Annotated in this window: 14 protein-coding genes; 10 read left to right on the top strand and 4 right to left on the bottom strand. The window is 66.3% G+C overall.

What is annotated here, in order from left to right:
• Positions 1-7: 7 nt before the first annotated feature.
• On the top strand, positions 8-610 hold the full coding sequence (locus tag E0E05_RS06660; RefSeq protein ID WP_131616009.1) for a glutathione S-transferase: 603 nt from the start codon (positions 8-10) through the stop codon (positions 608-610).
• A 54-nt stretch (positions 611-664) separates the two neighbouring features.
• Here the strand turns inward: E0E05_RS06660 and E0E05_RS06655 are convergent, their stop codons facing one another.
• On the bottom strand, positions 665-1315 hold the full coding sequence (locus E0E05_RS06655) for an outer membrane protein (protein WP_244597986.1): 651 nt from the start codon (positions 1313-1315) through the stop codon (positions 665-667).
• Between the two features lie 272 nt (positions 1316-1587).
• Here E0E05_RS06655 and E0E05_RS06650 point away from each other — a divergent pair, with 272 nt between their 5' ends.
• The 7 genes from E0E05_RS06650 (at position 1588) to E0E05_RS06620 (ending at position 7438) form a co-directional block, all read left to right on the top strand.
• Positions 1588-2547 carry a calcium/sodium antiporter gene (locus E0E05_RS06650; protein ID WP_244597984.1) on the top strand — a complete coding sequence of 320 codons (960 nt, stop codon included), beginning with the start codon at positions 1588-1590 and terminating at the stop codon, positions 2545-2547.
• 18 nt (positions 2548-2565) lie between these two features.
• Positions 2566-3345, top strand: a complete 780-nt coding sequence (locus E0E05_RS06645; protein WP_131616008.1) for an SDR family oxidoreductase — start codon at positions 2566-2568, stop codon at positions 3343-3345.
• 49 nt (positions 3346-3394) lie between these two features.
• On the top strand, positions 3395-5440 hold the full coding sequence (gene uvrC, locus E0E05_RS06640) for an excinuclease ABC subunit UvrC (protein ID WP_131616007.1): 2046 nt from the start codon (positions 3395-3397) through the stop codon (positions 5438-5440).
• A gap of 73 nt (positions 5441-5513) precedes the next feature.
• Positions 5514-6110 (top strand): CDP-diacylglycerol--glycerol-3-phosphate 3-phosphatidyltransferase, encoded by a 597-nt coding sequence (pgsA, locus tag E0E05_RS06635; RefSeq protein WP_131616006.1) that lies wholly within the window; start codon positions 5514-5516, stop codon positions 6108-6110.
• Position 6111: 1 nt separating this feature from the next.
• The gene (moaD, locus tag E0E05_RS06630; protein ID WP_131616005.1) at positions 6112-6375 is read left to right on the top strand and encodes a molybdopterin converting factor subunit 1; all 264 of its coding nucleotides are present in this window, start codon (positions 6112-6114) and stop codon (positions 6373-6375) included.
• 4 nt (positions 6376-6379) lie between these two features.
• Complete coding sequence (locus E0E05_RS06625; RefSeq protein ID WP_131616004.1) at positions 6380-6844, top strand: molybdenum cofactor biosynthesis protein MoaE; 465 nt, start codon at positions 6380-6382, stop codon at positions 6842-6844.
• Positions 6845-6928: 84 nt separating this feature from the next.
• Positions 6929-7438 (top strand): CBS domain-containing protein, encoded by a 510-nt coding sequence (locus E0E05_RS06620; RefSeq protein WP_131616003.1) that lies wholly within the window; start codon positions 6929-6931, stop codon positions 7436-7438.
• Positions 7439-7453: 15 nt separating this feature from the next.
• Here E0E05_RS06620 and trhA read toward each other — a convergent pair whose 3' ends face one another.
• Complete coding sequence (gene trhA, locus E0E05_RS06615; RefSeq protein ID WP_244597982.1) at positions 7454-8158, bottom strand: PAQR family membrane homeostasis protein TrhA; 705 nt, start codon at positions 8156-8158, stop codon at positions 7454-7456.
• Positions 8159-8285: 127 nt separating this feature from the next.
• Between trhA and E0E05_RS06610 the strand changes: the two genes are divergently transcribed.
• Positions 8286-8720, top strand: coding sequence for an acyl-CoA thioesterase (locus E0E05_RS06610; protein ID WP_131616002.1), 435 nt, complete (start codon positions 8286-8288; stop codon positions 8718-8720).
• Between the two features lie 60 nt (positions 8721-8780).
• On the opposite strand, the gene ndk is transcribed toward E0E05_RS06610, so the two are convergent.
• Entirely contained in the window at positions 8781-9203 is a 423-nt protein-coding gene (gene ndk / locus E0E05_RS06605) for a nucleoside-diphosphate kinase (RefSeq protein ID WP_131616001.1), read from the bottom strand.
• 143 nt (positions 9204-9346) lie between these two features.
• Between ndk and E0E05_RS06600 the strand changes: the two genes are divergently transcribed.
• A complete protein-coding gene (locus tag E0E05_RS06600) occupies positions 9347-11227 on the top strand; it encodes an ABC-F family ATP-binding cassette domain-containing protein (RefSeq protein ID WP_131616000.1) in 1881 nt (626 codons plus the stop codon).
• A gap of 6 nt (positions 11228-11233) precedes the next feature.
• On the opposite strand, the gene E0E05_RS06595 is transcribed toward E0E05_RS06600, so the two are convergent.
• Positions 11234-11914: a hypothetical protein gene (locus tag E0E05_RS06595; protein ID WP_131615999.1), complete on the bottom strand. Its 681-nt coding sequence runs from the start codon at positions 11912-11914 to the stop codon at positions 11234-11236.

The raw sequence follows: 11914 nt of genomic DNA, 5'->3' as shown, positions 1-11914 counted from the left end.
ATCAGCCATGCCGAAACTGCTCTATTCCCCCGCTTCGCCCTACAGCGCCAAGGTGCGCATGGCGGCCCGCCATCTGGGCCTGCCGCTTGAAGCCGAGACGGTCGCGACGAGCGAGGAACCCGAAAAGCTGATCCGCGCCAATCCGCTCGGCAAGATCCCGACGCTCCTGCTCGATGACGGCACCGCGCTTTTCGACAGCCGGGCGATCATGGGCGAACTGGACCGGATGAGCGGCAACGCCCTTAATCCGCGCAACAAGGACAAGCGGCGACAGGCCGAAAGGCTCGAGGCGGCGGCCGACGGGCTGTGCGACGCGCTGCTCGCGCAGGTCTACGAACGACGCATGCGGCCCGAGGAAAAAGTGCATACGCCTTGGCTCGACTATCAGGCGCGCAAGGCGGAGCGGGCGTTCGACTGGCTGGAAAACGAGGTGCCGGCGCTGCGCGGCAAGCTGCATGGCGGCCATTTCGCCCTCGCGGCCGCGCTCGGCTATGCGGACTTGCGGTTCGGCGATTTGAACTGGCGGCGCGGCCGGCCGCGCCTGCGCCGGTTCCTCAAGCGCTTCGGCGAATCGTTCGCCGATTATGAAGCGCTCAAGCCGCAGGCATGAAAAAGGGCCGCGCCCTTTCGGACGCGGCCCCATTCGTCATGATATCCGGACGGATCAGAACTTGACGCCGATACCGGCGCGAACCGAATTCTCCTGGAATCCGGACGAAACGACCGTGCCACCACCGAGGTTGAAGTTCTTGTCCTCGTAGTCGGTGTAACGGTATTCGAGACGGCCGAAGACGTTCTCGGTGAGAAGCGCTTCGGCGCCTGCACCGACCGTCCAACCAAGGTGCGTGTTCTGGTCGGACACGCCACCGGCGGTCACCTCGGCCTGCGTGGCCGCGGCGCCGGCGGTACCGTAGATCATGAACGGATCGAAGGCGTAACCGAGGCGTGCGCGCAGCGAACCGAACGTGCCCTGCTCGGCGGTGGCGCCGCCCAGCGAGCCTTCGGCACCCGAATAGCCCAGATCGGCTTCCGCACCGTAGACGAAGGCGCCGTTCTGGAAGTTGATGCCGGCGAAGCCGCCACCGGCGATGCCATCGCCATCGATGTCACCGATCGACGAGTTGAACGTGCCGAAATTGTAGCCGCCGAAGGCACCGGCATAGAAGCCGGACCAAGTCGGCGCCGGCGCGAACGTCGTCGGCGCGGACACCGGCGGCTCGGGCGGAACGTCGATGGCGTCGGCCGCATGGGCTGCGCCCGTCGCGGTCAGGGCGGCGATCGATGCGGCCGCCAGAAGCTTCATAGTGTTGGTCATGTGTAAACTCCGAAACTCTCCTTGGTCCCCCACGCAACGCGAAGCTGCCATGAAGGTTGCCCCCAAGCGCCATCGGAGATTTGGTGGGCAATTGCGGCAATGGCGCATCGCAAATTGGGAGTTTCGGTGACGCAAATGTGGCGCCTGCCGAGTGTTGCGATAAGGCAACATTGGCCCGCCCGGACGCCGCCGAATTTCGCACCGGCGCGGTTTCATTTGGCCGGCGAGCACGTATATAGGCGGTGCGTCCCGCCCTCTCGCAGTGATCCTCCATGATGCTGTTCGACATCGCCATGCTCGTCGCCGGACTGGTGCTGCTCGTCTTCGCCGGCGACTATCTGGTCAAGGGCGCGGTGGGCCTTGCGGAAAATGTCGGCATCCCGGCGCTGATCATCGGGCTGACGATCGTCGCCTTCGGCACATCGGCGCCCGAACTGTTCGTCGCGCTCCAGTCGGCGCTGACCGGGGTTCCAGACATCGCGACGGGCAATGTGGTCGGCTCCAACATCGCCAACGTGCTACTTGTAATGGGCCTGCCGGCGCTGTTCTCGCCGATCCACGCCAACCAGCGCGGCCTTTCGCGCAACGTGGCGGTGATGCTGGTCTTCACGGTCGCGTTCATCTGGCTGATCAGCGACGGGCTGCTGTCGCGGCTCGAGGCGGCGGGCCTGTTCGGCGGACTGCTGGTGTTCATCGCCGCACAGGCCTGGCGCGCCCAGCAGGCGATCGCGGCGGCCGACGAGGACGAGGTCCCCGGCGACTATCACGAGGAGATCGGCGAGGCGCCGCACAATTCGCTGCTGATCGCGGTCTACATGATCGGCGGCATCATCGGCCTTCCGATCGCCGCCCATTTCACCGTGACCGGCGCATCCAACATCGCCACCGCGTTCGGCGTGTCGGAAGCGGCGATCGGGCTGACGATCGTGGCTATTGGCACCTCGCTGCCCGAACTGGCCACGACCCTTGCGGCCGCGCTGCGGCGGGAGGCCGATGTGGCCCTCGGCAACATCATCGGGTCGAACATCTTCAACCTCGCCGCCATCATGGGCATCACCGGCATGGTGATCGCGGTTCCGGTCTCGCCGGACATCATCATCCGCGACAACTGGGTGATGCTGGTCACCTCGCTGCTGCTGGCGGTCATCTGCTTTGCGCGGATCACCACCGGAAAAGCGCTCGGCGCGGCTATGCTCGCCGCCTATGTGGCCTATGTCGTCATGGTCTTCTGACCGACGACGGAGCCCGCATTGGCAGACTATTCTCACGACACGGACAAGCCCGCCGCGCTGGTGACGGGCGGCGCCAAGCGCATCGGCAAGGCGATCGTCACCGATCTGGCCCGGCACGGTCATGCGGTGGCGATCCACGCGAACCATTCCGCCGAGGCGGCCGAGGCGCTGGCCGGCGAGATCGAGGCCGGCGGCGGCCGGGCGATGGCGGTTACCGCCGATCTGACCGATGCGGATGCTTCGCGCACTCTCGTGGGGAAGGCGGCCGATGCGCTCGGTCTTCCGGTCCGCCTTGCGGTCAACAGCGCCTCGATCTTCGAGGATGACGCGATCGGCGCGCTCGATGAGACGACATGGGACACGCATTTCGCGATCCACGTCCGCGCGCCGGTCCTGATCGCCGAGGCCGTTGCCGGCGCCCTGCCCGAAGGTCGGCAAGCCCTGATCGTCAACATGATCGACCAGCGCGTTTGGAAGCTGACGCCGCGCTTTTTCTCCTACACGCTGTCGAAATCGACGCTGTGGACGGCAACGCGGACGATGGCGCAGGCGCTGGCGCCGGCGGTGCGCGTCAACGCGATCGGCCCCGGGCCGACCTTGAAGAACCCGCGCCAGTCGGACGCGGACTTCAACGCGCAGACCGATGCCCTGTTGCTCGAACGCGGGCCGGACCTTGCCGAATTCGGCGCGACGATCCGCTATCTGTGGGCCGCACGTTCGGTCACCGGCCAGATGATCGCGCTCGACGGCGGCCAGCATCTGGCCTGGGAGACGCCCGATGCGACGGGCGCCGAATAGGCGCTGGCGCAGCAGTCAGCGCTATTCGCGTCACACAGGTCGCGGCCTGATGCCAAGCGGCGACTTGAATGACGATACGGACCTGGCCCACATAGACGCCATGGAACAGATGCAGGACAGCGATTCCGCCATCGCGGCGGCCGACGCGGTTTCAGGCAAGGCGCTGGCGCGTGATCTGGTCTGGGAACAGCAGACCGACACGGAGAGCGCGCTCGCCGGACCCGACCTGATCAGCGCGGTGGCGCGGCGTCTGCCGAACCGGCCGGGCGTCTATCGCATGTTCAACGCCACCGGCGATGTCCTCTATGTCGGCAAGGCAAAGTCGCTGAAGAGCCGCGTGACCAGCTATGCGCGCCTTGGCGGGCACACCAACCGCATCGCGCGGATGATCGCGCAGACGGCCTCGATGGAGTTCGTGACCACGCGCTCGGAGACCGAGGCGCTGCTGCTCGAGGCGAACCTGATCAAGCGCCTCAGGCCGCGCTTCAACGTGCTGCTGCGCGACGACAAGAGCTTTCCCTACATCATGCTGACCGCCGATCACGCCGCGCCGGGCCTTTTCAAGCATCGCGGGGCGCGGTCGAAGAAGGCCGACTATTTCGGCCCGTTCGCCTCGGCCGGCGCGGTCGGGCGGACGATCAACGCGCTGCAGCGCGCCTTTCTTCTGCGCACCTGCACGGACAGCGTCTATGACAGCCGGACGCGGCCGTGCCTTCTTTACCAGATCAAGCGTTGCTCGGGGCCATGCACGGGCGAGATTTCGATCGACGATTACGGCCAGCTCGTCGACGAGGCGAAAGCCTTTCTGTCGGGCAAGAGCCGCGCGGTGCAGGCGCAGATGGCCGCCACCATGCAGGAGGCGGCCGACAATCTCGATTTCGAGCGCGCAGCGCTCTATCGCGACAGGATCGGCGCGCTGACCGCGATCCAGAGCCATCAGGGCATCAACCCGCAGGGCATCGAGGAAGCGGACGTCTTCGCCGTCCACCAGGAGGGCGGGGTCACCTGCATCCAGGTGTTCTTCTTCCGCACCGGCCAGAACTGGGGCAACCGCGCCTATTTTCCGAAGGCCGACGCGACCATGGAACCGGGCGAAGTGCTCGGCGCATTTCTCAGCCAGTTCTACGACGACAAGCCCTGCCCGCGCCTGATCCTCCTGTCGCACGCCATCGAGGAGGCCGAGCTTCTTTCCGAAGCGCTGGCGCTCCGGGCCGGCCGCAAGGTGGCGCTGAACGTGCCGCGGCGAGGCGAGAAACGGGAACTGGTCGGACACGCCATGGCCAACGCGAAGGAAGCGCTCGGCCGGCGGCTGGCCGAGACCTCCTCGCAGGCGCGTCTGATGAAGGGACTGGCCGAAACGTTCGGCCTCGAACGCGTGCCGCGCCGGATCGAAGTGTTCGACAACTCCCACATCATGGGCACCAACGCGGTCGGGGCGATGATCGTCGCCGGACCCGAGGGGTTCGCCAAGAACCAGTATCGCAAGTTCAATATCCGCTCGACCGACATCACGCCGGGCGACGATTTCGCGATGATGGCCGAGGTCATGCAGCGCCGGTTCGCGCGGCTCGTCAAGGAGCACGGGCCGGAGCGCGACGACAATGACGATGATGGCGAGGCCGACGATACCGCCCTGCCGGCATGGCCGGACCTGTTGCTGATCGATGGCGGCCTGGGCCAGCTCAATGCGGTCAAGGCGATCCTCGACGACATGGGCGTCGCCGACCAGATCGACGTGATCGGCGTAGCCAAGGGCGTGGACCGGGATGCGGGCCGCGAGCGGTTCTTCATTCCGGGGCGCAAGGACTTCACGCTGCCGCCGCGCGATCCGGTGCTGTACTTCGTGCAAAGGTTGCGCGACGAGGCGCACCGGTTCGCGATCGGCTCACACCGCGCGCGGCGCAAGAAGGAAATGGTCAGGAACCCGCTCGACGAGATCGCGGGCATCGGGCCGTCGCGGAAAAGGGCGCTGCTGCACCATTTCGGCACCGCAAAGGCCGTCGCGCGCGCCTCGGCGGAAGACATCGCCAGGGTGGAAGGCATCTCCGACGCCATCGCCGCCCAGATTTACGCCCATTTCCATGAAAGCCCCTGAGGCGTCCGACCAGGGCGCGCTTGACGCGCCATCGCGTCGGTGGTGATTAGACCTGAAGGGCGCATGCGACACGATGGCCGATCGTTCCAAAGACCATACCTTTTCGGTTCCGAACCTTCTGACCTACGGTCGCATCGTGGCGGTGCCGCTGATGGTGCTGTGCTTCTTCATCGAGGGGCGGCTGACAGCGAGCGATTTCGCCCGCTGGTCGGCGCTTGCGATCTTCGTCGTCGCCTCGATCACGGACTACCTGGACGGCTATCTGGCGCGGAAGTGGGAACAGGGCTCGGCGATCGGCAAGATGCTCGACCCGATCGCCGACAAGCTGCTGGTCTCCGTCGCGCTGCTGCTGCTGGCGGCGGAAGGTTCGATCGCCGGATGGAGCCTGTGGGCGGCGATCATCATCCTGTGCCGGGAGATCCTCGTGTCGGGGCTTCGCGAATATCTGGCGGCGGTCAAGGTCTCGGTGCCGGTCAGCCAACTCGCCAAATGGAAGACCACCATGCAGCTCGTGGCGATCGGCTTCCTGCTGGCCGGACCGGCCGGCGACAAGATCATCCCCTATATCTCCGAGACGGGCATCGTGCTGCTCTGGGTCTCGGCGCTGATCACGCTCTATACCGGGTGGGACTATTTCCGCTCGGGCATGCGTCACGTCACGGGAGGCTAAGATGGGCCAGAAGGTCAAGTTCGTCTATTTCGCCTGGGTGCGCGAGCGCGTCGGCGTGCCCGACGAGATACTCGAAATCCCCGACGACGCGACCACCGGCGCCGAAATCATCGCGTGGCTGAAGGCGCGCGGCGACAATTACGCCATGGCGTTCGACGATGCCCATGCAATCCGCATGGCGGTGAACCAGGAACATGTCGAACCCTCAGAGCCGATCGGCACCGCTCGCGAGATCGCCTTCTTCCCGCCGATGACCGGCGGCTGAGCCGGTGTCCGTCCAGCCGACGATCCGCGTGCAGGCCGACCCGTTCGACGCGGCGGCCGAAAGCGCGACGATCACCGCGGGCCGGACCGACATCGGCGCGCTCGTCACCTTCACCGGCCTTTGTCGCGACGAGGGCGGACGGCTGGCCGCGCTCGAACTGGAGCATTATCCGGGCATGGCCGAGGCCGAGATCGGCCGCATCGCCGCGCAGGCCTGCGCGCGCTGGCCGCTCGTGGCGCTGACCGTCATCCACCGCCACGGGACGATCCGCCCGGGCGAGCCGATCGTTCTGGTCGTCGCCGCATCGGCGCACCGGCGGGGCGCGTTCGAAGCAGCCGATTTCATGATGGACTTTCTGAAGGACCGTGCCCCGTTCTGGAAACGCGAGCACATGGCCGACGGCGCGACCGGCGGCTGGGTCGGCGCGAAGCAGAGCGATGCGGCGGATGCGGCCCGCTGGAAGAAATAATCGCAATGGACCTTTGCGGTGGCCGGGCGATGGGCGCTAGGCTAGCAGCGGACTTCCGACCGGTTTCAACCAGAGGAGACCCCCATGCGGATCATGGATCGTCCCGAATATGCGTCCAAGCCGAAGCCGCTGACCATGACGGCCGACGTGACGGTCGCCGAGGCCGTCGCCGCTATGTCCGAAAGGGACTACGGCTCCGTGATCATCGTCGACGGCGGCGAGAAGGTGGTCGGGATGGTCACCGAGCGCGACATCATGAAACGGCTGGTCAACAAGCAGCGCGATGCCGAAAAGACCAAGCTCGCCGACATCATGACCCGCGATGTCCGCGTCGCCAAGGAAACCGACGATCTGCAGGACTGGCTGCGCATGATGTCGAACGAACGTTTCCGCCGCCTGCCGATCGTCGACGATGGCGGCAAGCTCGTTTCGATCATGACGCAGGGCGACTTCGTCTCCTACACATGGCCCGAACTGCTCGACCGCGTCTCCGAGCAGACCAAGGCGACCGTCTCCAACAATTATCAGGTGTTCCTGATCGCCGGCGGGATCCTGCTCTATTCGATCCTGCTGATCTTCATGCTCAGAAGCTGAACAAGGGCCTCAGGCTCAGGCAGAGAGCGTGAAGGCCGCGTGCACGATCGCGATGAAGTGGCAGGCAGAGGCGGCGAAGACGAAGCCGTGCCAGACTGCGTTCTGGTATTTCAGCCCGTCCCACTGGTGAAAGATGACGCCGACCGAATAGATCAGTCCGCCGGCGACGATCAGCCAGGCATCGACGAACGGCACGGTCGTGAACATGGGCCACACCAGAAGCAGGCTGACCCAGCCCATGCCGAGATAGAGAAACACCGTGTAGCGATCGAGAATGCCGCCCGAAAACAGCTTGCCCGCTGCGCCCAGCAGCGCCGCCGCCCAGATCATGGCCAGCATCGCGTAGGCAAAGGCGCCGCCGATCAGCACGACCACGGGCGTGTAGGAGCCGGCGATCTTCAGAAAGATCGCGGCCTGGTCGAACCGGCGCAGCGTGGGCCGGTATTCCGGCCAGGGCGTCATGTGGTAGGCGGCCGAAAAGCAGAACAGCGCGACCACCGTCAGACCGTAAACCAGAAGGGCCGTGTTCAGCGGGATCGACAGGGTCGTGAAGGCGAAGACGTAGACGAAGGAAAAACCGATCAGACTGGCGAGCACGCCGAGCGCGTGCATGACGCCGTCGGCAATGCGTTCCTCGCGCGCATAAGCCGGATAGGGTTCTCCGGCCAGGGCGGTCATCTCGCTTTCGGACGCAACGACGCTCACATCGCCCCCGGTCATGATTTGTACTGTCCCATAATCATCCACAAAGCTTAGAACCCGCTTAACGCACGTCGATAGGGCATTCTGTCACCCGACGCGCCGATGTAATTGCGATCAATCAATGCAACCGGAGCCAGCCCGACCGATGCCCGACGCAGCCCCCTCGCCCCGATCCGCAGACTTTCCGCACCATGTCGTCGAGCGGTTGCGGTTCGGCGACACCGACCAGCAGGGTCACATCAACAACGCCGTCTTCGCGACGTTGTTCGAAAGCGGACGGGTCGCCTTCCTTTACGATGTCGACAAAGGGTTGCCGCCCGCCGGCTCGCAGTTCGTCATCGCGCAACTGACGATAAGGTTCCTGGGCGAGATGAGATTTCCCGGCGAAGTGATCGTCGCGAGCGGCGTATCGCGGATCGGAAACTCTTCGGTCACGCTCAGCCAGGCGCTGTTCGTCGGCGATGCGTGCACGGCCACCGCCGACAGCGTCATCGTCCTGACCGATCTCGAGAGCCGCCGGTCGACGCCCCTGACGGCTTCGGTGCGCGCCCATTTCGAGGTGCTCGCCATCGAAGCCTAGCGGCGAAAAGACAAGGCCGGGCGCGACGGCCCGGCCTTTTGATCGTGCGATCGTGGCCGATCAGCCGACGATTTCGGTCTCGGCGAACCAGTAGCGGATTTCCTCGGCGGCCGTTTCGGGTGCGTCCGAGCCGTGCACCGAGTTCTCGCCGATCGAGTTGGCGTAGAGCTTGCGGATGGTGCCGTCGGCCGCGTCGGCCGGATTGGTCGCGCCCATGATCTCGCGGTTCCTGGCGATGGCGTTCTCGCCCTCGAGCACCTGCACGACGGTCGGGCCCGACGACATGAACTCGCACAGTTCGTCGAAGAACGGACGTTCCTTGTGGACCGCATAGAAGCCCTCGGCGTCGCGGCGGCTCATCCACACGCGCTTGGCGGCGACGACGCGCAGGCCGTTGTCCTCGAAGATCTTGGTGATCGCGCCGGTCAGGTTGCGCTTGGTCGCATCCGGCTTGATCATGGAAAAGGTGCGTTCGATCGCCATCGTGATACCCTTTATGACGGTGAATTGGGGAGATTGGGGTCAGATGGCGGCCCTATAGCCGGGCCGCCCTTGATTGCCAAGGGTGCGCACGACGTTCGGTTTGCGCCCTTGCTCCCGCTGGCCGGCTGCGCCAAACAGCGCCCATGCTGCAGATCACGGACCTGACATACCGCATCGCAGGGCGGGCGCTGTTCGAGGGCGCGTCGGCAACGCTGCCGGCGGGCGCCAAGTGCGGCTTCGTCGGCCGCAACGGCACCGGCAAGACGACGCTGTTCCGGCTGATCGCCGGCGAGACCACGCCCGAGAGCGGCGCTGTCGGCGTGCCGAAGAATGTGCGCATCGGCCAGGTGGCGCAGGAGGCGCCGGGTACCGAGGACACGCTGCTCGACACGGTGCTCGCCGCCGACACCGAGCGGACCGCGCTGCTGGCGGCCGCCGAGACCGAAACGGACGCCACACGCATCGCCGACATCCATACGCGACTGGCCGACATCGACGCCCATTCCGCCGAGGCGCGCGCCGGCGCGATCCTGTCGGGCCTTGGTTTCGACGCGGCCGACCAGCAACGGCCCTGCGCGTCCTTTTCGGGCGGCTGGCGCATGCGCGTCGCGCTCGCCTCGGTGCTGTTCACCGCGCCGGATCTGCTGCTGCTCGACGAGCCGACCAACTATCTCGATCTGGAAGGCACGCTGTGGCTTGAAAACTATATCCAGCGCTATCCGCACACGGTGCTGATCATCAGCCACGACCGCGACCTTCTGAACGCCTGCGCGACCTCGATCCTGCACCTCGAGCACCGCAAGCTGACCGTTTATCGCGGAAATTACGACACCTTCGCCCGCACGCGCGCCGAAAAGGCCGAACTGAGCGCCAAGATGGCGGAAAAGCAGGCGGCAAAGCGCAAGCACATGGAGGCCTTCGTAGAGCGGTTCCGCTACAAGGCCTCCAAGGCGCGGCAGGCGCAGAGCCGGCTGAAGGCGCTCGAGAAGATGGGCGAAGTGTCCGTTCTCGTCGACGAGACGGTCGCGCCGATCCGCTTTCCTTCGCCCGCCCGGCAGGTCGCCTCGCCGATCATCGCGCTCGAAAAGGCCAGCGTCGGCTATGCGCCGGGCGCGCCGGTGCTGACGCGGCTCGACCTGCGCATCGACCATGACGACCGGATCGCGCTGCTGGGCGCCAATGGCAACGGCAAGTCGACCTTCGCCAAGCTGCTCGACGGGCGGCTCGCGCCGGAGGCGGGCACGATGACCCGCGCCGACAAGCTGCGCGTTGCGATGTTCGCCCAGCACCAGCTCGACGATCTGAACCCGAAAGGGTCGGCCTACGACCATTTCCGCACCCTCTATCCGGACGAGGCGGAGGCGAGGGTTCGCGCGCGGGTGGCCGGTTTCGGCCTGACGACCGAGAAGATGGATACGCCGGCGGCCGAGCTGTCGGGCGGCGAGCGGGCGCGGCTGGCGCTCGCCCTTGCGACCCACCACGCGCCGCACCTTCTGATCCTCGACGAGCCGACCAACCATCTCGACATCGACAGCCGTGCAGCGCTCACCGAAGCGCTCAACGCCTATGAGGGCGCGGTGATCGTCATCAGCCACGACCGCCACCTGATCGAGGCGTCGGCCGACCGGCTTTGGCTTGTCGCCGACGGCACGGTGTCGCCCTATGACGGCGATCTGGACGATTACCGCGCCCTGATCCTCAAGCGCGATTCCTCGGGTGCGCGTCAGGCCGAAGCGCCCGCGTCGAACGCCCGGCACAAACGCAAGCAGGCGGCGGCGCGCCGCGCGGATCTCGCGCCCATGCGCAAGCGGATCAGCGAACTCGAAGGGCTCGTCGACAAGGCCGACCGGGTGATCGCGGCGATCGATGCGGAGTTCCTGCGGCCCGAGGTTGCCGCCGACGGCGAGCGGGTCGCCGAATTGTCGCGCAAGCGGACCGAGGCCGAACAGAAGCGCGCCGCCTGGGAAGAGCGGTGGCTGACGCTTTCGGCCGAATATGAGGATGCCGCGAGCGGGGCCGGTTGAAACGGGTCAGCCCCGGTCGTCACCGCGACCCCAGCGGCGCCTGGGCTTGTCGGCCTTGCGCGCGTCACGCTCGAGCGGCACGCCGCGCCCGATATTCGACGTCTTCCGCCGGCCCTTGGCGGGCTTGCCGCCATCGGCGCTCCTTGTCCGACGCCGGCGGCGGAACAGCGGCAGGACGACCATCGCGACGCCGAGCGCCAGAAGTCCCCAGGACACCGGTGCGACGCGACCGTCCGGCGCGGAAACCGCCGCGGTCAGTGTCATGTCCATGAACGCGATCTGGGTGCCGTCGCGGTCGCCCGGTCCGAAGACGAACCGGTGCGGGCCGTCCTCGAGGGACCCGCGCACCACGATCTCCGCCGCGAGTGCCCCCTCGCCGCGCCCCTCGGCGCGTTCGAGATCGATGACCTCGGCGAAGGCGGTCCGCTCGGGTCCGTTGATGACCAGCGTCAGGTTGGGCGGCTGTCCGGCGCCGCCCGCCTCCTCGGCCCGGCCCGACAGGTCGATCTCGAGCGGGACGGCGGCCGGCGACAGGGGCACGGTCGGCAGCGAGCGGAAGCCGCCATCGGCGTCGTAGACGCGGTAGGTGCCCAACTCGACATTGTAGTAGGTGCCGAACCAGACCGGATAGGCCCAAAGGCCGATCACGCCGAACAGGATGAATGCGGTTCCGATTCGGCGCAGCAT

Source organism: Roseitalea porphyridii, assembly GCF_004331955.1.
In the GTDB taxonomy this organism is placed as follows: domain Bacteria; phylum Pseudomonadota; class Alphaproteobacteria; order Rhizobiales; family Rhizobiaceae; genus Roseitalea; species Roseitalea porphyridii.
Note: the sequence above shows the minus strand (reverse complement) of the source record. Positions and strands in the feature narration are given on the sequence as shown.

Excerpts from the sequence above, each read along its gene's own strand:
- E0E05_RS06660 (WP_131616009.1), top strand. The coding sequence starts at position 8 with ATGCCGAAACTGCTCTATTCCCCCGCTTCGCCCTACAGCGCCAAGGTG.
- E0E05_RS06655 (WP_244597986.1), bottom strand. The coding sequence starts at position 1,315 with ATGACCAACACTATGAAGCTTCTGGCGGCCGCATCGATCGCCGCCCTG.
- E0E05_RS06650 (WP_244597984.1), top strand. The coding sequence starts at position 1,588 with ATGATGCTGTTCGACATCGCCATGCTCGTCGCCGGACTGGTGCTGCTC.
- uvrC (WP_131616007.1), top strand. The coding sequence starts at position 3,395 with ATGCCAAGCGGCGACTTGAATGACGATACGGACCTGGCCCACATAGAC.
- pgsA (WP_131616006.1), top strand. The coding sequence starts at position 5,514 with ATGGCCGATCGTTCCAAAGACCATACCTTTTCGGTTCCGAACCTTCTG.
- moaD (WP_131616005.1), top strand. The coding sequence starts at position 6,112 with ATGGGCCAGAAGGTCAAGTTCGTCTATTTCGCCTGGGTGCGCGAGCGC.
- E0E05_RS06620 (WP_131616003.1), top strand. The coding sequence starts at position 6,929 with ATGCGGATCATGGATCGTCCCGAATATGCGTCCAAGCCGAAGCCGCTG.
- trhA (WP_244597982.1), bottom strand. The coding sequence starts at position 8,158 with ATGACCGGGGGCGATGTGAGCGTCGTTGCGTCCGAAAGCGAGATGACC.
- E0E05_RS06610 (WP_131616002.1), top strand. The coding sequence starts at position 8,286 with ATGCCCGACGCAGCCCCCTCGCCCCGATCCGCAGACTTTCCGCACCAT.
- ndk (WP_131616001.1), bottom strand. The coding sequence starts at position 9,203 with ATGGCGATCGAACGCACCTTTTCCATGATCAAGCCGGATGCGACCAAG.
- E0E05_RS06600 (WP_131616000.1), top strand. The coding sequence starts at position 9,347 with ATGCTGCAGATCACGGACCTGACATACCGCATCGCAGGGCGGGCGCTG.
- E0E05_RS06595 (WP_131615999.1), bottom strand. The coding sequence starts at position 11,914 with ATGCTGCGCCGAATCGGAACCGCATTCATCCTGTTCGGCGTGATCGGC.